Below are 22,214 nucleotides of genomic sequence, written 5' to 3'. Positions count from 1 at the left end.
CAAGGAGCGGATCATGCAGATCAGACCGGCGGCCGGGCCGCAGGCGGGCGCACAGAAATACGATGTGCTGACAGCGTTGCTGACCCTGGCGGCCCAGGGCGCGCCGGTGCAGGGCCGTCTGGCGCTGCGGTTGTCGCTGCTGATCACGGCCCGCTTCAACTGGCGACTGGGTCAGTTCTGTGTGGGCCAGCGCGAGATCGCGCGGATGTGGGGTGTGACGGAACGTACGGCGAAACGAGAGCTGGCGCAGATGCGCGGCCTTGGCTGGATCAGCGTGACCATCCCCGCGGCGCGGGGCCGTGTGGCGACCCATGCCATCCACTTTGACGCGGTGCTGCCGGACACGATGCCCTATTGGACGGCGGTCGGTCCGGACTTTACCGCCCGCATGACCGGCGCCGCGGCGATGCCCCAGGTCCCGGTCAGCAATGTCGTGCCCCTGCATCCCGTCCCTGTCACGACCGCGGCGGATGGCATCTGGGCCGAGGCGGCCGCCCGTCTGCAGCAGGATGCCCCGGCGCTGTTCCAGGCCTGGTTCAGCGGGTTGCGGATGCGGACCCGTGACGGCGGCGTCTTGCGACTGGTGGCCCCGACACGGTTCATCGCCGATTACGTGCGCAGCCATTACACCGGGCATCTGATGGCCGCCCTTCTGGCCTGCGATCCGACGATCCGGCGGGTCGAGGTCGACGTCTAGGCGCCTGAAATTCGCTTGCGCGAATCCGGGGCGGGGCGGAAGCTGTCCCAAGGGGCCGCGTGGTGGAGGACGTGACGATGCGCAGAACGGGTGCGGGACGCGTCTGGGCCTTTGCCCTGATGGCGCTGATGATCACAGCGCAGGCTGTGATGGCGCAACAGGCGCTGGTGCCTGACCGGCGCGTCAGTCTGATGCCCGACACGGATCTGCCCGGCGGTGATCTGACCCCGATCTTCGAGACGAGCCTTGAGGCCTGCATTCAGGCCTGCCTCGCGGATACCGCCTGCGTGGCAATGACCTACAACCAGCGATCGCGCGCCTGTTTTCCGAAGGAGGCGCTGGGGATACCGCAGGATTTCATCGGTGCGACCTCGGCTCAGGTCCTCGACAATGCCGTCGCGCGGCAGCAGGTGATCCGACGTGCGGCGGCGGCTGATTGGCTGGCGGATGCGGATCTGCAGGCCGCTTTGCGGCAGGCGCGGAGTTTTGGCGCGACGTTCACGGCGCTGGCCAGTGACGATCCGGTCGGGGACGCTGCACGCGCGGCAGGGGCCGGAGACCTGACGGCGGCGTCGGGGTATCTTGCCACGGAGGTCGGGCGCAGTGATTCCGCCGATGCCTGGATCCGGCTGGCGCGGCAGGTGCTGCCCGATCCCGAGACTTACGACAGCGACGCGGCGGGCACGGCGGCGTCGCTTGCGCTGAACGGCTACTTGCGGGCCGATGATGACGCCTTGGCGGCGCAGGCCCTGCAGGTTCTGGCCGCCGCGTGGGAGCAACTGGGGCGAGGCCGCGACGGGTTGCAGGCCTTGCGGCTGGCCGCCATCCTGTCGCCCGCGCCGGGGATTGCCGATGCGCTGGCCGCGTCAGAAGCGCGCAACGGCTTTCGCGTGACCGAACAGACGGTGCAGTCCGAAAGCCTGTCGCCGTCGTTCTGTGCCGCCTTCTCTGAACCTCTGTTGGAACGACTGGATTACGCCTCCTTCGTGCGGCTGCCCGACAGTGGCCTGACGGTCGAGGCGCGGGGTGATCAGCTTTGCGTTGGCGGTCTGACCCACGGGCAGGACATCGCGATCACCCTGCGGCGCGGTCTTCCGGCGGCCGACGGAGAGACGTTGGCGCGGGACGTGGCGATCAGCGGCTATATCCGTGACCGCAGCCCTGCGGTGCGGTTTCCGGGGCGCGCCTACGTGCTGCCGTCGGGGGGCGACCGGGGGCTGGCGATGACGACGGTGAACCTCGACCGTGTCGATCTGCGGCTGATGCGGATGTCGGACCGCAACCTGATCGGCGCGCTGCAGGACGATCTGTTCGCGCGCCCGCTGGATGCCTGGTCGGCGCAGCGCTTCAACGCGGACCGCGCGACCGAGGTCTGGCGCGGCAGTGCGACCGTGGCGGGGCAGGGGAAGCTGAACGCGGATGTGACAACCCGCCTTGCGATCCCGGATGAGGCGGGGCCGCTGGCGCCCGGCATCTACGTGCTGCAGGCGACGGTGCCGGGGCAGGACGTGGAGGAGACCGGCGTCGCGGCGCAGTGGTTCGTGATCTCGGACCTCGGGATCTCGACCCTGATGGGGGTGGACGGGCTGACGGTGGTGGTGCGCGGTCTGGCGGATGCCGGGTCGAAGCCGGGGGCAGAGGTCACGCTGCTGTCGCGTGCCAACGCGGTCCTCGGGACGGCGCTGGCGGACGACGACGGCGTTGTGCGGTTCGATGCGGGCCTGACGCGCGGGCCGGGGTCGCAGGCCCCCGCGGCGGTGGTGGTCCGCGGCGCGGCGGAGGACATGGCGTTCCTGTCGCTGACCGATCCGGAGTTCGATCTGTCCGACCGGGGCGTGGCGGGCCTGCCGCCCAGCCCGCCGATCGACGTGTTCCTGACGCTAGACCGCGGTGCCTACCGCGCGGGAGAGGTGATCAACGCGACCGTGCTGGCCCGCGACGGGCGGGTGCAGGCGCTGGACGGCTTGCCGGTGACGGCAATCCTTTACCGCCCCGACGGGGTGGAGGCGGCACGGCAGATGCCCGAACCTGCGGGTGACGGTGGATATGTGCTGTCATTTCCTTTAGCAGCCTCTGCCCCGCGCGGGACGTGGCGTGTTGATATCCGGGTTGCGGCGGACGGGCCGGCGCTGGCCAGTGCGCGGGCATTGGTCGAGGATTTCTTGCCGGAACGGATCGATTTTGACCCGGCGCTGGCAGAGGGGCCTTTGGTCGCCGGGCAGACGGTTCGCGTGGCGCTCGACGCACGCTGGCTGTTCGGCGCACCTGCGGCGGATCTGCCGGTCGAGGGGGGCGTGACGCTCGCCCCGGCGCGCAGTCTTCCGGGTTTCGAGGGGGTGCAGTTCGGGCGGCAGGATGCGGAAGAGACGCCGCAGACCACCTATCTGCCCGCCGGTCAGACCGATGCGCAGGGTCATTTTGCGACCGACGTGGTGCTGACCGCCGGGACCGGGGCGGCGCAGACGGCCACGATCGCGCTGCAGGTGCGTGAAGGCGCGGGTCGTCCGGTGGAGCGGGTGGCGACGCGGCTGGTGTTGCCGCCCGCGCCGCTGATCGGGATCAGGCCGCTGTTCGCGGGCGATGCGGTGTCGAGCGGGGATGAGGCCCGCTTTGCTGTCGTGGCGGTTGGGGCGGCGTTGAACGCGGTGCAGATGCCGGTCCGCTGGGTGCTGAACCGGGTCGAGACGGACTATCAATGGTACGCCATCGACGGGCGCTGGAATTGGGAGCCGGTGACGCGGCGCAGGCAGGTCGCGGCGGGTGATGCGCTTGCGGGCAGCGGAGAGATCGCGGTGCCGGTGGACTGGGGACAGTATGAGCTGGTCGTGGAAGGGACGGGCGCCGCCGGCGCATCCGTCCTGTTTCAGGCCGGTTGGGGTGCGGCGCAAGCGGGGACGGATACGCCGGACCGGTTGCGCGTGGCGTTGGACAAGGCGGCCTATCGCAGCGGCGAGACGGCGCAGGTGCATGTGACGGCAGAGCGGGATGCCGTGGCCATCGTCTCGGTCCTGTCGAACCGGGTTAGCGCGCTGAAGATCGTGCCGCTGACGGCGGGCGAAAACACGATCCCGCTGGCGGTGACCGATGACTGGGGTGCGGGCAGCTATGTCACCGTCAGCGCGTTGCGGCCCCTAGACGATGTTGCGGGCGACCGGGGTGGGGTGCGGGCACTGGGGCTGGCCTATGCGCCCGTTGATCCGGGTGCGCGGGCGTTGCAGGTGCTGATGGATGTGCCGTCCGCGATCGCGCCGCGCGGCAGCCTACCGGTGCGCTTGCGCGTGTCGGGTCAGGCCGCGGGAGACGTCGTGCATGTCACCGTCGCGGTCGTCGATCAGGGCATCCTGAACCTGACGGGGTTCAAGGCGCCCGATCCGATGGAGCACTACTTTGGCCAGCGCCGTCTGGGCGTGGGGTTGCGCGATCTTTACGGGCGGCTGATCCTGCCGACGGACGCGCCCGACGGCGTGGTGCGCAGCGGTGGCGACGCGGGCGGGGCGATGGGAACACAGGCCCCGCCACCGACCGAGGCGCTGATGAGCTGGTTTTCGGGGCCGGTGACCTTGGGCGCGGACGGCACGGCGACGCTGGACGTGCCGGTGCCGGATTTCATCGGGTCGGTGCAGGTGATGGCCGTGGCCTGGTCGGCGGGGGCTGTGGGGCAGGCCACGGCGGTTGCCACGATCCGCGACCCCGTCGTGATGGTCGTGACCGCGCCGCGGTTCCTGTCGCCGGGTGATACGGGGCAGGTGTCGCTGGCGCTGACCCATGTGACGGGGCCGGTGGGCGATGTCGGCCTGTCCGTGGCGGATGCGGGTGATGTCGGGCTGAACCCAGGCGCGCTGCCAGCGACAGTGGAGGTCGCCGAGAGCGGCAGCACGACGGTCAGCCTGCCTGTGCGGGCCGATGAGGACGCGGGAACGGGCCTGCTGCGGTTCAGCCTGACGACGCCGGCGGGCGATGTGGTGACGAAAGAAATTGCGATCCCCGTGTCGCTGGCCGAACCCGACGTTTTTCGCACGGCTCGTTTGACTTTGGCACCGGGAGAGACGGCGCCCATCGACCCCGCCCTGATGGCGGGGCTTGGCACCGGCGCGCGGCTGACCGCGACGGCGGGACCCTTTGCGGCGCTCGACGTGGCGGGCGCGCTGGGACGCTTGGCGCGCTATCCTTATGGCTGCACGGAACAGCTCGCCTCTGTCGCGATGCCGTTACTTTATGTGCCGGACCTGTCGGCGCAGGTGGGCGGGCGTGGCGATCAGGATACGGAAAAGGCCGTGCAGGATGCGATCACCGCGATCCTGACGCGACAGACGGCAGAGGGGGCCTTCGGGCTGTGGGGGCCGGGGGCGGGGGATTTCTGGCTGGATGCCTATGCCACGGATTTTCTGTCACGGGCGCGGTCGGCGGGCTTTGCCGTGCCGGATCAGCCGTTTCAGGCGGCGATCGGCAATCTGGTCAATCAGGTGAATTATGCCACCGATCCGGCCTATGCGGACCCCGGTGAAAACGCGGCGCTTGCCTATGCCAGTGTCGTGCTGGCGCGCGAGCGGGCGGCGCGGATCGGTGATCTGCGCTATGACGCCGATGCGGCGGCAGAGAGTTTCGCCACCCCGATGGCGGCCGCGCAGATCGGCGAGGCGCTGGCGACGCTTGGCGATCAGCCGCGCGCTGACCGGATGTTCGCACAGGCGCGCGATCTGCTGGCGCAAGGCACGGACGACCAACGGGTGTTCCGCCGCGATTACGGCAGCCTTTTGCGGGACCGCGCCGCCGTGCTGGCCGCCGCGACGCAAGCCGGGTCGACGGTGATCGACACCGGAGCGGAAACCCGCGCGCTGGCGTCGCAGATCGCGGCGCGGACGGCGGAGGGTGCGGGTCTTTCGACGCAGGAGTCGGTCTGGACCGTGCTGGCGGCGCAGGCCTTGGGGCAGGGCAGCCCGTCACTGTCGGTTGACGGGCTGGCGCTGGGGGGCGTCGTGGCGACGCTTGATCCCTTGGCGCGCAGCGTGACGAACGAGGGTGCCGTGGCGACGGAGGTGACGCTGACTGCACTTGGCCCGCCGCTGGACCCGCCCGCGGCGGGGGGCAACGGCTATGCTATCAGTCGGGCCTACTACGATCTGGAGGGGCAGCCGGTCGATGTGTCCACCGTGCCGCTGGGGACGCGGCTGGCTGTCGTCGTTACGGTGACGCCGTTCAGTGCGACGGATGACGCGGGCGGGCGACTGATGGTGACCGATCCGCTGCCGGCGGGATTCGAGATCGACAATCCGCACCTGCTGCGGGCGGGCGATGTGGCCGGGCTGGACTGGCTTGATGCGCTGGCAGAGCCGGAGATGAGCCAGTTTCTGTCCGACCGGTTCAGCGCCGCCGTGACCTGGACTCTGTCCGATCCGTTCCGGCTGGCCTATCTGGTGCGGGCGGTGACGCCGGGCGTGTTCCGGCATCCCGCGGCGAGTGTCGAGGACATGTATCGCCCCGCCTATCGCGGCTGGTCCGACGGAGGAGAGGTGCGTGTCTCGCCCTGATCCCCGTCTGGCGGCGCTGTGGGTCGCCTCGCTTGCGCTGGTGCTGTTTTGCGGGGCGCTGGGGCGCGACCGGCTGGACGCCTTCGTCGCGGCGACGCCTTTGCCAGTCCTTGCGGTCCCAGTCGGGGCAGAGGTTCTGGCCCGCGACGGCAGCCTGCTGCGGGCGTTTCAGGTGGGCGACGGCAGGTGGCGGTTGGATCCGGGGGCGGTCGATCCGCTGTTCGTCGACCTGTTGCTGATGTGGGAGGATGCCCGGTTTCGCGCGCACGGCGGCGTCGATGCCCGGGCGGTGTTGCGGGCCGGGGTGCAGGCGGTGCGGGGCGGGCACGTGGTGTCCGGCGCCTCGACCCTGACGATGCAGGTCGCGCGGTTGCTGGAGGACGGGACGACCGGCACATGGGCGGGCAAGGGGCGTCAGGTCCGGCTGGCGCTGGCGTTGGAGCGGCGGCTGGGAAAGGACGCGATCCTCAATCTGTATCTGCGGCGGGCACCCTATGGCGGCAACATCGAGGGCGTGCGGGCGGCGAGCCTGACGTGGTTCGGCAAGGACCCGCGCCGGTTGACGCCGGCAGAGGCGGCCTTGCTGGTGGCGTTGCCGCAGGCGCCAGAGGCGCGCAGGCCCGACCGGTTCCCGGCTGCCGCGCGGGCCGCCAGGGACCGGGTCCTGCGGCGGGCGGCGGCCACCGGCGTGCTGACAGCACAGGCCGCGACGGCGGCGATGGGGGAACCCTTGCCCACACTGCGCCGGCCGTTTCCGGCGCTGGCCCCCTTGCTGGCGGCGCGGTTGCACCGCAGTCTGCCGGGGGCGCTGCGAATCGAGACGACGATCGACGCGGCCCTGCAGCGCCGGGCCGAGGCGCTGGCCGCGCAGGCCGTGGACCGGCGCGGGGGCGCTCTCTCGGCAGCGATTGTCGTGGCGGATATTCACAGTGGGGCGATCCGCGCCTCTGTCGGGACGGCGGCGTGGACGGATACCGGGCGCGCGGGATTCGTGGACATGACGCTGGTCCTGCGCTCGCCCGGGTCGACGCTGAAGCCCTTTGTCTACGGGCTGGCCTTCGATGACGGGCTGGCGCATCCGGAGACCCTGATCGAGGATCGGCCGACCGTTTTTGGCACTTGGCAACCGCAGAATTTCGACAACATGTTTCGCGGCACGCTGTCGATCCGGCGGGCGCTGATCTTGTCGCTGAACATTCCGGTGGTCAGGGTGGCCGCGGCGCTGGGGCCTGCCCGGATCGTGCAGGCGCTGGCGCGGGCGGGCGTGCCGCTGGTGGTGCCGCAGGGTGCGCCGGGACTGGCGGTCGTGCTGGGCGGGGCCGGGGTCACGTTGCAGGATCTGGCGCAGGCCTATGCAGCACTGGCAAGGGGAGGGCAGGGGGTGAAGTTGTCGGCGCTGCCGGGGCAGGGCGCCTCGACCGGAGTCGCGATGTTCGGACCCGTTGCCGCCTGGCAGGTCGGTCACATCCTGTCGCAATTGCCGCCGCCGCCGGGCGCGCGGGGCGGGCGCATCGCCTACAAGACCGGCACCAGCTATGGCAACCGCGATGCGCTGGCGGTTGGCTTTGACGGCGCGCATGTGGCGGCGGTCTGGCTGGGGCGGCCGGACGGGACCCCGGTGCCGGGTGCCTTTGGCGGCGATCTGGCCGCACCCGTGCTGTTCGACATCTTCGCGGCCTTGCCGGACGTGCCGCTTGCGCCGCCACCGCCCGGAACGCTGACCGTGGCGAACGCGGCACTGCCAGCCGCGCTGCGCCGCTTCGTGCCGGCGGGCGAGGTCAGTGCCCCGGCGGCGGCCCCCTTGGACCCTTTGCGCGTGATCTATCCGCCCGATGGGGCTGAGATCGCGGCCCCGGACCTGCAGGTGCCGGTCAAGCTGCGAGGCGGGGTGCCGCCCTATACGATCCTCGTGAACGGTGCGCCTGGCGCGCGCGGCGCAGAGGTCTTGCTGCCCGGCCCCGGATTTGCACAGGTCACGGTTGTCGATGCCGCAGGCGCGTCCGCGAGTGTGCAGATCAATCTGCGCCCATGAGGGCGGCATACGCAACCGGGGGGCCGGGGCAAGCCGACGCGCCGGCCCTTTGTGGTGCGGACCATCGCCGACTGCATGGTGTGCGAGAGCATGATTTACTGCGAACGGCGGATGGTCGACAGCATGGCGCAAATGGCGGGGCGGCCGAGTGCGGTGCTGGGCGCGAGAGGACCGGACCCGCCGCCCTGTGGGGCAGCGGGTTTGCGCATCATTCGGCGGCGATGGGCGGTTTCGTTTCTGCCGGGATCGGGCAGGTGTAGGGGAAATCCGCCAGATGGTCCGCGTGCGCCTTTTGTGCTGCGGCGCGCAGGACGTCGTCCGTCATGGCACGGCGCGCGGTGGCGGCCATGACCTTGGCCGCGTGCAGCATCCCTTTGTGGGCGGCGGGGGCCTTGCCCTGTGCGGTCTGCTGCCATGAATGCAGCGCGGTGCCCACGGCACAGGTGGCGACGCGGGCCTGCACGGTGGGCACGGCCCAGCTGACGTCGCCCACGTCGGTCGAGCCCATGCCGCCGGTAAACGGTCGGTCGAGCGGGGCAACGGTATCAAACAGGACAAGGTCGTAGTCGGGCCGTTGTGCGACGCTGCGGAAGGTGTCGGCGATATCCTCGCGGGACAGCGTTTCCCGGATCTGGGCCGCGTAGGCGTGGTCGGCGGCGTCGAAGGGGACGGGGCCGAGGGCGTCGAACTCTGCCTGCATGGCCTGCGACAGGGGGCGGTTTTCCAGCAGGTTGGAGACGGCAGAGAAGACGCGGGAGGTGACCTGCGTGCCGGACATCAGCGCCGCGCCGTCCGCGATGTCGCGCACGCGTTTCACGAGGTCTGCGAGGCCCTGCAGGTCGGGGCTGCGGATCAGGTGGCGGACGGTGGCGCGGGCCTGCACGACGTTGGGGGCCACGCCGCCCGCGTCGAGGTAGGCGTAGTGCACCCGCGCCTGATCGGGCATGTGTTCGCGCAGGTAGTTCACGCCGATGTTCATCAGTTCGACGGAATCGAGGGCAGAGCGGCCCAGTTCCGGCGCGCCCGCCGCATGGGCGGCCTTGCCGGTGAAGGTGAAATCAATGCGTGTGTTGGCGAGCGAGCGCATGTCGTCCACGGCGCTGTAGGCGCCGGGGTGCCATGTGATCGCGATGTCGACATCGTCGAACCAGCCGTCGCGCACCATGTAGGTCTTGGCGGCGCCGCCTTCCTCGGCCGGGCAACCGTAGTAGCGGATGCGGCCCTTGATGCCTTCCGCCTCCAGCCAGTCCTTGACGGCGGTGGCGGCAGAGAGGGCGGCGGATCCGAGCAGGTTGTGCCCGCAGCCGTGGCCAAATCCGGTGTCGTTGATTTGCTGGGGCGTGGCGATACCGGGCTGTTGCGACAGGCCGGGCAGGGCGTCGTATTCGCCGAGGATCGCGATGATCGGGCCGCCTTCGCCGGCTTCGCCCATGACGGCGGTCGGGATGCCGGCGACGTTTTCGGTCACGCGAAAGCCCTGCTGTTTCAGCATGGCAGTGTGTTCGGCGCAGGACCGCGTTTCGGTATAGGCCAGTTCGGGCGTATCGAACACGCGGTCGGCGAGGCCGGTGAACTCTGCCGCTCGGGCATCGACCAGCGGCCAGATCGGGTTTTCGTTCTGCATGGGGTGCATCCTGTAGGCTTGCAAAGACGGGGGGCGGTCCCGTCCGTGTGGGGCCGTCATGGCTCGATCATGCGGCAGGTCGGGCCGGGATGCCAGCCCGGCTCGCAGCATCAGCGATCAGGGGTAGGATACCCCGCCCTGCGCCTTGCGCGGCTTGCCGATGTCTTCGGGCAAAGGAATGAAATCGGCCTCGTCTCCCGGCACGGTGTCGAAGCGGCCGCGCGCCCATTCCTCCTTGGCGGCCTCAATCCGCTCGAGCCGGGAGGAGACGAAATTCCACCAGATGTAGCGCGGTGCCCCCATCGGCGCGCCGCCGAACAGCATGAAGCGGGCGTCGGAGCCTGCGCGCACGGTGATCCGGTCGCCGGGGTGCAGGACCAGCAGTTGCGCCGGGCCGAAGGTGTCGCCGGCGATGCTGATCTCGCCCGATATGGTGTAGATCGCGCATTCTTCGGTCGTAGGGTCGATCGGCATGGACCGCCCCGCGGCGAGGGCCACGTCGGCGTAGAGCGTGTCGGAGGCGGTGACCAGCGGCGAGGTTTCGCCGAAGGCCTGCCCGGCGATCAGGCGGGCGGTGACGCCGTCGGCATCGATGTGGGGCAGGCTGTCGCGACCGTGGTGCAGGAAGGCGGGGTCGTCCTCCTCGCGGTCCTCTGGCAGGGCCATCCAGGTCTGGATGCCGAACAGGCGCTGGCCGTCGCGCTTGCGTTCGGGGCTGGTGCGTTCGGAATGGACGATGCCGCGTCCGGCGCGCATCCAGTTCACGGCCCCGGGTTTGATCGCCTGTTCGGTGCCGAGGCTGTCGCGGTGCAGGATCTCGCCCTCGAACAGATAGGTCAGGGTGGCGAGGTTGATGTGGGGATGCGGGCGCACGTCGATGCCCTGATCGGTCAGGAATTCCGCCGGGCCCATCTGGTCGAAGAAGATGAAGGGGCCGACCATCTGCCGCTTGGTCGAGGGCAGGGCGCGGCGGACGGTCATCTCTCCCAGATCGACGGCGCGGGGGACGATCAGGATGTCGACGGCGTTGACGCTGTCGCGGTCGCCGAGGGTCGGGTCGGGGGTGGGGCTCCAGCTCATGGCGGGCATCCTTTCCGGGCAGAGGGGCGCGGCAGGGTGCGCCGCATGCACGAAAAGTGGCATGTCGCGCCTCACGCGAAAAGCCCCTTTGCCGCAGACTGTCGGTGCGCAGATGCCCTAGCGGGTCGCGGGCTGTGCGGCGAACCAGGCAGAGAGGGCGGCGATGTCGTCGTCGCTCAGGTCCTGTGCGGCCTTGGTCATCAGGTTGGCCTTTGCCCCGCCGCCGCGCGTGCCGTCGCGCCAAAGGTGCAGCTGTTCGGACAGGAAGGTGACGCTTTGCCCCGCCAGACGCGGAAAGTCGGCGGCGCGGGGACCGGCCTTGGGGCCGTGGCAGGAGGTGCAGGCGGGCACGTCGCGGGTGCCCTGCATCGCCAGTGCAGCACCCCGCGCGATCATATCGCGGTCGGTGACCTCGCTTGTCGTCGTAGGGGCCGCGTCCTGTGATCCGAACCATGCGGCCAGTTCCATCAGGTCGGCTTGCGTCACGCGAGAGGCGGCGACGTGCATGATGCCGCTGTTGCGGCTGCCGTCCGCGTAGGCCAGCAGCGTCTGTTCGAGGTAGGCCTGCGGCTGGATGTCGAGGCGCGGGATCAACGGGTTGTCGCTGCGTCCGCTGTTGGTGTGGCACATGGCGCAGTAGGGCAGGGCATCCGGTGCGCCCTCGGGCCGTGCCGGGTGTGCTGTCAGGTCGGCGTAGGTCTGGCCGGTCATGCCGTCCTGCACCGCGTCGAGAAAGGCCACGACGGGCCAGATGTCGTCGGTTCGCGTGGCGGGCCAGTAGGGCATGCCGGACATCTTGACGCCTTCGTCGACGATCCAGTGCAGCTCGTTTGGGTGCCAGTCCTGCACCGCTTCGGTGATGTGGGGCGGTGCGGGGACCATGACGGTGGGGATTGCCCAACGCTCTTGCCCCGGGGCGGCGTGGCAGACCTTGCAGCCGCCGTCGAAGTGCTTGGCCCCGAGGGCAACCATCCCTTCGGCGTCCAGATCGGGAACGGCGCTTTCGGCGGGGGCGCGGCGCTTGACCGAATTGTTGAAGGTCGTGTGCAGGATAAATGGCACGCCGGGGAAATGTCCTAGCCGGGCCGAGACGTTGTAAAGCCCGCCGAACACCACGGCGGACCCGCCGAGGATGCCCAGCACTGCCAGCACGGCGAGGGTCTGCAGAACGCGTTTCATGCCGCTTCCTCCTTGAGAGCGCCGCCGGTCAGCCAGAGGCCTGCGACCAGATAGATCGGTGTGCCGATCGCCAGCATCATCATGCCGCCGAGCTGTTGCTCTGCCAGCGATCCGACGCAGCCCGGCACGTAGAGGACGCGCGGGGCCAGCGTCAGCAGCGCGCCCAGCAGAGTCATGTGCATGGAGGTCAGCAAGAGGCCACCCGCGCCCGCGAGCCCGCCGCCGCGCAGGCACCCGGCCCAGACGCAAAGGCCAGCGAGCAGGAACAGCGCCTGTTCCGCGACGAAGGCAGGGGTGCTGAAGGCGGCGCCTTCGTGCAGGGCGGGCAGGTGGAAGCCCCAGACGGTGACGAACTCGAACACCGTGGCGGCGAGGGGCGAGATGGCGAAGACGCGCGTGGCCTTGGGAAAGCCGATCACCAGCAGGGGGGCCGCGATGGCGACCAGCCCCATGTGGCGGACCATGTGGGCGGGGAACAGGCCAACCCAACCCTCCCACGGCCAGACCCAGATGGCGAGCAGCAGGGCGAGGCCGAGGATGCCGACGGCTTTCATGCGCAGGTGCCGATCAGCAGGACGGGGGCGATGACGAAGATCACTCCGATGAAGGACACGACGCTGAGCAGGACGCTGGCGTGGCCGAGGAAGCGCTGGCGGCTTTCGGTGTCGCCGATGCCAGGGGTGTGGCCATCCTCTCCGTAGCCGCCCTTGTGCCAGGCGCGCCAGCCGGTGATGCCGCAGAGCAGGATGCCCGCCAGCGCCGCGACAGTGACGCCGATCAACCAGGTCTGGAGCGTGACGGTATCGCCCGATGCGGTCAGCTTGGTGCACCAGACGGCGGTGGCGGCGTAGCAAATGACGAAGTGGAACGCCCAGATCGTCGGCGCGAGGGTGATCTTCAGCAGGGTGCCGACGCCGGTGCCGAACTCGCTACGGCTTTGGACCTTCATGACATCCACCCCGGCAGCAGGCCGATCACCGCCGCCGTCACCAGCGATTGCAGCGCGATGAAGTGCCAGAGCAGGGTGACGTTCTGCAGGTCCGCATCGTAAAGCGGCGTCATCTTGCCTGCCAGCGACCGCGCGAGGCAGTAGCCCTGACCGATCACGCCCAGCATCAGATGCGCGCCAAGCCAGACGGCCAGACCGCAGATCAGGGCGGGATAGACATGCTCTGTGGGGTTGAGGGCGCTGACCGCGCCGTAGACCGCAGCCCCGCCCGCCAGCGTCAGCGCGATGCTGGCAGCCATCAGGAGGCGGCCAAGGGTGACGTTGCCGTCCCGGTGCACGCCGCGGGCGACCCGGGTCGCGACCCATGACAAGGACAGCAGCACGGCGAAGGCGGCGACCATCGTGCCGTTGGCATGGGTGGCGCCCTGGGGTGGGAAGTTATCGCTGGCGGTCCAGTAGAAGAAGAAGCCGAACACCAGCGAGGCGAAGGCCGTCGCATCCCCCAACATCGTGATCCAGACCGCCCACCAGCCCGGCGCGTCAGAGCCGGAGGCGTAGCGCGGCAGCTTCAAATCCAGCCCGACATCGCCCATGGGCGCGTCGGGGATGATCGCGGTGGAGGTCCAGAGCCAGTAGAGCACGCAGACAATCGCGAAGGCACCGCAGATGATCGCGGGTACGTAGATGTGGAACGTCGGAAAGATGAAGGCGCCGCCGGTGAAGGCCGCCGCCAGCATCGTGATGTAAGACGGTCCGGTCACGCGCTGGATGTGCAGCGGTTTGGCGTCCAGAACGGAGGTCACCAGCGTCTCTCGATGGCCGAATTCGGTGTCGCCGAGGTAGAAGCGGCCCGCGTCCAACCGTTCCACCAGCTGCGGCTGCTGCCACAGGGGATAGCGCGTGGTGATGTAGGGGATCGTGCGGGTGCCCCAGTTCTCCTCCGGGATGTCGTGTGCCCATTCCAGCGTGCCCGCGTTCCATGGGTTGCGCTGGCGGCCCTCGAAATCCTTTTTAGGGCGCAACAGGTCGACGACGAAGACCACGAAGCCTGCCGCGATGACGAAGCTGGCGACCGTGGACAGCATGTTCAGCCAGCCCCAGTCCATGCTTTCGCCATAGGTATAGACCCGGCGCGGCATGCCCATCATGCCGGTATAGTGCATCGGCAGGAAGGCGGCGTTGAAGCCTGTGAAGATCAGCCAGAACGACCAGCGGCCCAGCGTCTCTGACATCATCTTGCCCTTCCGGATGAAGGGATAGAAGTAATAGACCCCCGCCATCACCGGAAAGATCATGCCGCCGAAGAGGGTGTAATGCAGGTGCGCGACGACGAAATAGGTGTCGTGGACGGCCCAGTTGAAGGGCGCGATCGCCAGCATGACGCCGGTCAGGCCGCCGAGCGTGAAGATCGCAAGCGCGCCCGCGATCCAGAGCATCGGCAGGGATTTCTTGACCTTGCCGACCATCAAGGTGGCGGCAAAGACGAAGATCTGGATGCCGGTGGGGATCACCACCGCCTCTGACGCGGCGGAAAAGAAGCCGAGCGAGATGGTGGGCAGGCCTGTCGTGAACATGTGGTGGACCCAGAGGCCGAAGCTTAGAAAGCCGACGCCGACCGCTGACAACACGATCCAGGAATAGCCGACGATGGGACGCTGCGCGACCGTCGGCACCACCATCGCCGCGATGGCGATGGAGGGGAGGAAGATGATGTAGACCTCTGGATGGCCGAAGATCCAGAACAGGTGCTGCCACAGCATCGGATCGCCGCCGCGGGTGGGGTCGAAGAAGGGCCAGTCGAAGCTGCGCTCCATCTCGAACAGGAAATCACCGGCGATCAGGGGCGGGAAGGCGAAGAGGATCATGCCGCCGACGACCAGCACATACCACGCGTAAAGCGGCATCAGGTTGACGCGCATGCCGGGCGGGCGGCATTTCAGGACGCCGACGATCAGTTCGACGGCGGCGGCTATGGAGGCGACCTCAATGAACGACAACCCCAGCAGCCAGATGTCCGCGCCCACCCCTTCGTCCATCGTGGACAGGGGCGGATACATGAACCAGCCGCCGCGCGGGCCGCTGTCGAACAGCACTGACCCCATGACGAACACGCCGCCGATCAGGAAGCACCAGTAGCCGTAGGCCGAAAGGCGCGGAAATGGCATGTCCCGCGCGCCGAGGAAGGCGGGCAGGACGAGGATCGAGATCGCCTCGAACATCGGGACGGCGAAGAGGAACATCATCGCGGAGCCGTGCATCGTGAAGAACTGGTTGAACCGGTCCGCGTCAAGGAACTGGTTGTCCGGCACCGCCAGCTGCACCCGCATCAGCAGCGCCAAGACCCCGGCGCAGAGCATGAAGAAGAGCGCGGTCAGCGAATACCACGCGCCGACCTTGTCGTTGTTGACGGCAGTCCAGTAGGCGATGCCGGTGGGTTCATCCCAGGCCCTGCGCAGACGGTCCTCGCGCTTGGCCTGTTCCGCGCGATCGACGGGGGCGGCCAGCATGTCCTCGGTCGGGGGCCAGATGCCTTCGGGCTGCGGGCGGTGGGTGCCGGAGTATTTCATTTCAGGCCCTTCAGGTAAGTCGCCAGCGCCATCAGGTCGTCCTCGGGCATGTCAGTATAGGCGGGCATTTCCACCTCGGGCTTCAGGTCGTCCGTATGGGCAATCCAGTCGGCGATATTCGCGATGGTGGGTTCCAGCACCCCGGCGCCGAGGCTTTTGCGGCTGCCGACATGGGTCAGGTCCGGGCCGACCTGACCCACGGCCTCGGTGCCACGGACCGCGTGACAGGCACCGCAGCCTTCCGCGAGGAAGACCTCGGCCCCGCGCTGCGCTTGTGCACCGTCGGTTGCCATGGCCGGGGCGGCCTCTGCCGCGAGCCAGACGTCGAAGTCGTCCTGCGGCAGGGTCACGACATCGAACGCCATCTGGGCGTGGGACGCGCCGCAGAATTCGGCGCATTGGCCGCGGAAGGTGCCGGCCTCGGTCGGTTCCAGAGAGATCATCGTCTCGCGGCCCGGGAACATGTCCATCTTGCCCCCCAGGGCGGGGATCCAGAAGGAGTGGATGACGTAGGCGCTGGTCAGGTTGAATTCGGTCCGCGCGTCCACGGGCAGGCGGATTTCGTTGGCGGCGACGATGGGCGTGGCGGCGCCTTCGGGCCAGTATTCGACACGCCACCACCATTGTTCGCCGGTGACCTTGATCCGCAACCCGTCGCCGGGGGCGCGCTGGTCGGGCATGATCGACAGGCCCCAGGCAAGCAGGGCGGCGATCACCAGCGTCGGCAATACGATGCCGCCGCCGACGATCAGCTTGCGGGCGGTGGATTCGTCATAGTGGCGCGTGCTGATCTTGTTGAAGAACAGCATCATGCCGTTCACCGCCAGCCACAGCACGATCAACCCGGCCAGCATGACGGCGAAAAGCGTCAGCAGCGTGTTCGCATCGCGCCCGGCCGGATCAAGGACCGATTGCCGTCCGACGCAGGCGCCAAGGGCCAGCAGCGCGGTCGGGGCGGCGAACGGTTTGAATGTCATGAAGTGCTGAGTCCCCGGTGGCCTATCGTCCCGGTGGACCCGGTCGCGTTACCTCAGCAAACTAGACGACCGCCGGATGCCGTCCAGAGGGGCGGCGCAGTTTTCTGTCCGGGCCTTAACCTGCGCCAAGAATGACGGCGATCTGGTAGGTGAGGAACGACGCCAGATAGGCCAGCCCCAGCATGTAGCCGAAGGTCACCCACATCCACGTCCAGCCGCCCGTCTCGCGCCGGATCACGGCGAGGGTCGAGGCGCATTGCGGCGCGAAGATGTACCACACGAGGAACGACAGGGCTGTTGCAAGGCTCCAGCTGTTGGCGAGGGTCTGGCCGATCAGGCCGTTGTCGCCCTGGATGGCATAGACGGTGCCAAGGGCCGAGACAGCGACCTCTCTCGCGGCCATGCCGGGGATCAGGGCGACGCTGATCTGCCAGTTGAACCCGATGGGGGCCAGCACGGGTTCGATCAGGTGGCCTATCATGGCGGCAAAACTGTAGAAGATGCCGGGTTCGGTGGCGCCTGCGGGCGGGCGGGGAAAGGTCGCCAGCACCCAGATCAGGACCGTCATCGAAAAGATCGTCGTGCCCGCCCGCTTGATGAAGATCCGCGCGCGGGTCATCAGGCCGCGGCCCACGTCGCGGGCGCGGGGCATCTTGTAATCAGGCAGTTCCAGCATGAAGGGCGGCGAGAGTTGTTCGCGCCAGAACACGAACTTTGCCACTGCCGCAGCCCCAAGGGCGGCCATGATCCCGGCAGCGTAGAGGCCGAACATCACGAGGCCTTGCAGGTTGAACACGCCCGCGACCTGCCGCGCGGGGACGAAGGCCGAGATGATGAGGGTATAGACCGGGATGCGCGCCGAACAGGTGATGAGCGGTGCGACGAGGATCGTCGTCAGCCGGTCGCGGCGGTTGTCGATGACGCGCGCGGCCATGATGCCGGGAATGGCGCAAGCGAAACTGGACAGCAGTGGGATGAACGCGCGGCCATGCAGGCCCGCGCCGCCCATGATCCGGTCCATCAGGAAGGCGGCGCGCGCCATGTAACCGAGATCCTCGAGCAGGAGGATGAAGAGGAACAGGATCAGAATCTGCGGCAGGAACACGAGGACACCGCCGACGCCAGAGATCACGCCGTCACGCAGGAAGCTTTGGACAAGGCCCGGTGGCAGGATCTGACCGATCAGAAGGCTGATGTGCGCGAAGACCCAGGCGATCGCGTCCATCGCGGGCGTGGCCCAGCTGAAGACGGCCTGAAACATGACGAACAGCAGCGCCAGCAGGATCACCAGCCCCCAGACCGGGTGCAGCAGCACGCCGTCGATGCGGTTGGTCACGGTATCGGGCTTGTCCGGCTGGATCACGGCGGCGGCGATCAGGGCGTCCGCGGCCCGCTGGGACTGGCGCAGATCGGCGGCGGTGGGCGGGGTCCAGCGGTTGTCCTGCGCGGGGGCGATGCCGGCGGCGACGGCGGCATCCAGCGCCTGCCACAGATCGTCCTGCCCGCCGCGCCGCACGGCAGTCGAGGCGACGACAGGAATCCCAAGATCGCGGCTGAGCCGGTCCAGATCGACGGTGATTCCCCGGTGCCGGGCGATGTCGATCATATTCATGACAAGGATCATGGGCCGCCCGACCTGACGCAGTTCCATCACCAGACGCAGGCCGGACCGGGGCGAGGTCGCGTCGGCCACGACCAGCAGCAGGTCCGGTGCGGCCTCGCCCGGGTGGGTGCCGAGGACGACGTCGCGGGTGGCTTCCTCGTCCGGGCTGCGGGCGCGCAGGGAATAGGTGCCGGGCAGGTCGATGATGTTCAGCGTGCGCCCGGCGGGTGTGTGGGCCTTGCCTGATTTGCGCTCGACCGTGACGCCGGCGTAGTTGCCGACCTTCTGCCGGCCGCCGGTCAGGGCGTTGAAGACAGCGGTCTTGCCGCAGTTCGGCGCGCCGACAATGGCAAAGCGCAGGTCATGGGGGGGTGAGCCGTCCGCCATGGGAAAAGGTCCCGATTGAGTTCTATGCGACCTGAATGGCCATCGCCTCGCGGCGGCGCAGGGCCACGGTGGACCCGTTGACGCGCACGGCGATCGGGTCGCGTCCGAACAGGCCCTGATGCAGGATCTGGACCCGCGCGCCTTCGACGAAGCCCAGCTCGATCAGACGCCGCTCCATTTCCGTGGCCGACAGGCTGGACCGCAGGTCAGCGACCGCAATGGCCTGCACCTGCCCGGCGTAGCCTTTGGACGCGGCACCCAGAAACTGGGGCAACGTGGACGAATGCGGCAGGTCGTGGGCCATGACGAAGGTGTCCCTGGGGCCGGATGTGGCCAAAGCACGGCGGGGTTCATCTCGTCGGCACGCCTTGTCTACGCCCCCCAAAGTAAAACAGTCAAGATATAATCCCGACTGAAATTCTTGGATTGCGTGGCGTCAGGATGGCGACGGTCGATGGGGCCGTGCGGCAGGGACAGCCGTGGTCAGCAGGTGGCGAGGATGTCCCGGATCTGATCGCCCAGCTTGACCGGATCGAAGGGTTTCACGATCACCTCGACCGCGCCCCGGTCGATCAGGTCGCGCCGCTCGTGCGGCTGCGCGCGCGCGGTCATGAAGATGACGGGGATGTCGGCAAAGCCGGGCACGAGACGGATCGCGGACAGCAGTTGCGTGCCGCTCATTTCAGGCAGCATCATGTCGAACAGCATGACATCGGGCTTGAAGTTTGGCGCGACGCGCAGCGCTTCGGCGGCGTTTTCGCATTGCCTGACGTCGAAACCGCCCGCCATTTCAAGCGACATGGAGGCGATTTCAAGGATGTCGAGGTCATCTTCAACGTGCAGAAGGCGGATCGGGGCAGGGGACATGTCAGCTCATAGCTCCGGTGGCGCGGCGCGGGACCGCGAGATGTTCCGCGTCAGATGCGCGTTGCAGGGTAATTGTGACAGTAGTGCCCTGACCTTCGACGCTGGACAAGACGACAGTTCCACCGTGGCTTTCGACGATGCCCTTGACGATGCTCAGGCCCAGCCCGGTGCCGCCCTGACGGGCGCGGCTGGTCTTGCCGACCTGCGTAAAGCGGTCGAAGATTCGTTCCAGCGCACTGGCGGGGATGCCGATGCCCTTGTCGGCCACGCTGATGCGCAGCGTCTGTTCCACGGATTCAATACTGATCTCGATCTCGGTCCCGGTGGCCGAGAACTTGCAGGCGTTTGAAATGAGGTTCGTCATCACCTGATGGATGCGGTCGTTGTCATAGCAGACGATGGCCGGCGCAGCCGGGGCGATCAGCCGGATCGAGACGCCAAAGCGGGTGGCGAAGGCCTCGTTCGCGGCAATCGACTCTTTCACTGTCTGGACCAGATCCTGCCGCCGCATGTCATAGTCCATCTGACCGGCCGCCAGCTTTTCCAGATCGAGGATGTCGTTCACGATCAACACCAGTCGGTCGGCGTTGCGATAGGCAATGTCCAGCAGGTCGCGGATCTTGTCGGTCAGATCGCCCGCAACACCGGAGCGGATCAGGCCAAGCGCCCCCTTGATCGAGGTCAGCGGCGTGCGCAATTCGTGGCTGACGGTCGCGACCAGCTCGTCCTTGGCGCGCCCGGCGGCCTTGATCGCCACCTGATCGCGCAGGACGACATAGACTCGCGCGCCGATCTCGGGGTGTTCGACCAACTGGACGTCGACGCGGAAAGGCGTGTCATCGTGCATCGCTTCGAAGGTAAAGCTGTTGATTTCGTGGGCCAGCAATGCTGCGATCTGCCGGCCGACGGCGGCACGGTCGCAATCGAGGGGCAGGGATCTGACGTTGATCACCGACATGTCGTCGCGGTTCCAGTCGAACAGCTTCGCGGCCGCATCGTTGGCAAAGGTCAGTTCATAGTTGTCGGTGCTGATCATGAACACCGGTTCGGTCAGCAGGTTCAGGCTGGCGGTGGCGATGCGGGCAGCCAGTGATTCCTTTTGGCGGCTGATGTCCGAATAAACCCGCAACGTCCCGCAGCGCCGGCCGTCGGCGTCCAGATCGGGCAGGGCGGTGGCACGGGTCCACAGCACGATGCCGTCCTTGCCGACAATCCGGGTTTCGCCCGACCAACTGTCGCCCGCGGCCAAGGCCTTTGCCGCCTGAGCCTGCGGTTCGGTGTCCTTGGGGTGATGCAGCACCGCCAGCGGGCGTCCGATGATTGCGTTACGTTCATAGCCGGTCAGAGCGAGGAAGCGGTCGTTGACGTGGCGGATTTCACCCTGTTCGTCGGTCCTGATGACGATGGCGTGGATATCGAGCGCTGCGACGTCCTGTTTCACCGGGCTTGCTGCGACGACCGTCGCGGGTCCGGCGGCGCGGCGCGGGGCGGCGGCCAGTCCAACCAGTCCGACCGTCAATGCGATCACGCTGGCAGAGGTTGCGTCGAGGTGGCTGAAGGGTTGCGTTTTATAGATGAGCACACCGGCTGCGCCGGCTGTGACAGATCGCAGAGCGAACCGTGATGATGAAACAGAAGCTCGCATAAAAAAGTCGTCCTGCGATAAAGGTCTGACAAGAGTTCGGTTTGCAAGGCCGTCCACTTTTACTCTGATGTTTTTATTAAAATCGGTTTGAGGCAAGTTTATGGCTCTGCGAAGTGAAATGCAGGGCCGTGCCGCCAGGGGCCATCTTGTCAGGCTGCGGCCGTTTTCATCATCTCTTGCTTGAGATTGGCGACGATGCCGGGCAGGCCATCGCGGGATTTCGTCATCGCCAGATCCACGCGTGTTTCGGCCCTTGCCGTGTCCGAGGAGGACAAGACGACGATCCGTGCGGTGGGTTGTGCGATGAGAAGTTCGTCAAGCAGGCTGGAGACGTCCCCGTCGCGCAGCACCCAGTCCACCAGGATCAAGTCATAATTCCGTTCCGTCATGCGCAGCCGCGCCTCTGACAATGTCGCGGCCTTGGTGATGTCAGCCAGATCCGACAGACCGTAGACGATGACTTCCGCGAAATCTTCATCATCCTCCAGGTGCAGAACGGCCTTTTTGGACTGCGCGTCTGTCGTGGCCTGTGGCACGTCCGGTTGCGGTTGCGGCAGGCCGGCCTGCGGGCAGGTGAAATGGAACGTGGTTCGCACATCGGGTTCGCTGTCAAAGCCGATCTCTCCGCCCATCTTCTCGACCATCTGACGAGAGATGTTCAGGCCCAGACCGGTGCCACCCTTCTGCCGGGTGTCCGAACTGTCCGCCTGCGAAAAGGCGCCGAAGATGCGGCTGCGAAAGGCGGCCGGCACGCCGGGGCCACGATCGGTGACGTTGAAACGGACCATGTTGTCGCTGCGCTGGATCTCGACCAGGATCGCGCTGCGGGGTGGGGCGAACTTGCAGGCGTTCGACAGAAGATTGCTGAGGACCTGCGCCATCCGGTCGGAGTCGACGAGGATCTGGGCGCCGTCGGACCGGTCCACGACCCGGAACGTCAGCTTGTTGCGCAACAGAAGCGGGCGGTTGTTTTCCAGCGCTTCGGCGACCAGAGCGGCGGCGTCGTGGCGCTTGATGTTGAACTCCATCTTGCCGGCGCTGATCTTTTCCAGATCAAGGATATCGTTGACCAGGCTGAT

General features: G+C 67.7%; 15 protein-coding genes. 3 read left to right on the top strand and 12 right to left on the bottom strand.

From position 1 onward, the window contains the following. The first annotated feature begins 13 nt into the window (after nucleotides 1-13). From GLR48_RS24640 to pbpC, 3 genes are all read left to right on the top strand, one after another. Nucleotides 14-697, top strand: a complete 684-nt coding sequence (locus GLR48_RS24640; protein WP_237066773.1) for a DnaA N-terminal domain-containing protein — start codon at nucleotides 14-16, stop codon at nucleotides 695-697. A gap of 77 nt (nucleotides 698-774) precedes the next feature. Next, entirely contained in the window at nucleotides 775-6,225 is a 5,451-nt protein-coding gene (locus GLR48_RS24635; protein ID WP_237066771.1) for an alpha-2-macroglobulin family protein, read from the top strand. Next, nucleotides 6,212-8,257: a penicillin-binding protein 1C gene (gene pbpC / locus GLR48_RS24630; protein ID WP_237066769.1), complete on the top strand. Its 2,046-nt coding sequence runs from the start codon at nucleotides 6,212-6,214 to the stop codon at nucleotides 8,255-8,257. The genes GLR48_RS24635 and pbpC overlap by 14 nt, the downstream gene beginning before the upstream one ends. Nucleotides 8,258-8,465: 208 nt before the next feature. Here pbpC and GLR48_RS24625 read toward each other — a convergent pair whose 3' ends face one another. From GLR48_RS24625 to GLR48_RS24570, 12 genes are all read right to left on the bottom strand, one after another. Next, nucleotides 8,466-9,881, bottom strand: a complete 1,416-nt coding sequence (locus tag GLR48_RS24625) for a M20 family metallopeptidase (RefSeq protein WP_237066767.1) — start codon at nucleotides 9,879-9,881, stop codon at nucleotides 8,466-8,468. A gap of 117 nt (nucleotides 9,882-9,998) precedes the next feature. After that, nucleotides 9,999-10,961, bottom strand: coding sequence for a pirin family protein (locus GLR48_RS24620; protein WP_237066765.1), 963 nt, complete (start codon nucleotides 10,959-10,961; stop codon nucleotides 9,999-10,001). 117 nt (nucleotides 10,962-11,078) lie between these two features. Beyond that, entirely contained in the window at nucleotides 11,079-12,140 is a 1,062-nt protein-coding gene (locus tag GLR48_RS24615; protein ID WP_237066763.1) for a c-type cytochrome, read from the bottom strand. Next, entirely contained in the window at nucleotides 12,137-12,694 is a 558-nt protein-coding gene (locus tag GLR48_RS24610) for a cytochrome c oxidase assembly protein (protein ID WP_237066761.1), read from the bottom strand. The genes GLR48_RS24615 and GLR48_RS24610 overlap by 4 nt, the downstream gene beginning before the upstream one ends. Next, nucleotides 12,691-13,089 carry a hypothetical protein gene (locus GLR48_RS24605; protein ID WP_237066758.1) on the bottom strand — a complete coding sequence of 133 codons (399 nt, stop codon included), beginning with the start codon at nucleotides 13,087-13,089 and terminating at the stop codon, nucleotides 12,691-12,693. Before GLR48_RS24605 ends, GLR48_RS24610 begins: the two co-directional genes overlap by 4 nt. Continuing rightward, nucleotides 13,086-15,656 carry a cytochrome c oxidase subunit I gene (gene ctaD / locus GLR48_RS24600; RefSeq protein ID WP_237066756.1) on the bottom strand — a complete coding sequence of 857 codons (2,571 nt, stop codon included), beginning with the start codon at nucleotides 15,654-15,656 and terminating at the stop codon, nucleotides 13,086-13,088. Before ctaD ends, GLR48_RS24605 begins: the two co-directional genes overlap by 4 nt. After that, nucleotides 15,653-16,633, bottom strand: a complete 981-nt coding sequence (gene coxB, locus GLR48_RS24595; protein WP_237066754.1) for a cytochrome c oxidase subunit II — start codon at nucleotides 16,631-16,633, stop codon at nucleotides 15,653-15,655. Before coxB ends, ctaD begins: the two co-directional genes overlap by 4 nt. Nucleotides 16,634-16,748: 115 nt before the next feature. After that, nucleotides 16,749-18,623: a ferrous iron transporter B gene (gene feoB, locus GLR48_RS24590; RefSeq protein ID WP_237066752.1), complete on the bottom strand. Its 1,875-nt coding sequence runs from the start codon at nucleotides 18,621-18,623 to the stop codon at nucleotides 16,749-16,751. 22 nt (nucleotides 18,624-18,645) lie between these two features. After that, the gene (locus GLR48_RS24585) at nucleotides 18,646-18,927 is read right to left on the bottom strand and encodes a FeoA family protein (RefSeq protein WP_237066750.1); all 282 of its coding nucleotides are present in this window, start codon (nucleotides 18,925-18,927) and stop codon (nucleotides 18,646-18,648) included. Nucleotides 18,928-19,106: 179 nt separating this feature from the next. Beyond that, complete coding sequence (locus tag GLR48_RS24580) at nucleotides 19,107-19,490, bottom strand: response regulator (RefSeq protein WP_237066748.1); 384 nt, start codon at nucleotides 19,488-19,490, stop codon at nucleotides 19,107-19,109. Between the two features lies 1 nt (nucleotide 19,491). Then, nucleotides 19,492-21,072, bottom strand: coding sequence for an ATP-binding protein (locus GLR48_RS24575; protein ID WP_237066746.1), 1,581 nt, complete (start codon nucleotides 21,070-21,072; stop codon nucleotides 19,492-19,494). Nucleotides 21,073-21,284: 212 nt separating this feature from the next. Next, nucleotides 21,285-22,214: ATP-binding protein (locus tag GLR48_RS24570; RefSeq protein WP_237066744.1), on the bottom strand; the 930-nt coding region annotated here is incomplete at its 5' end.

The sequence above is a fragment of the Loktanella sp. M215 genome, from assembly GCF_021735925.1.
GTDB lineage: Bacteria > Pseudomonadota > Alphaproteobacteria > Rhodobacterales > Rhodobacteraceae > Loktanella.
Note: the sequence above shows the minus strand (reverse complement) of the source record. Positions and strands in the feature narration are given on the sequence as shown.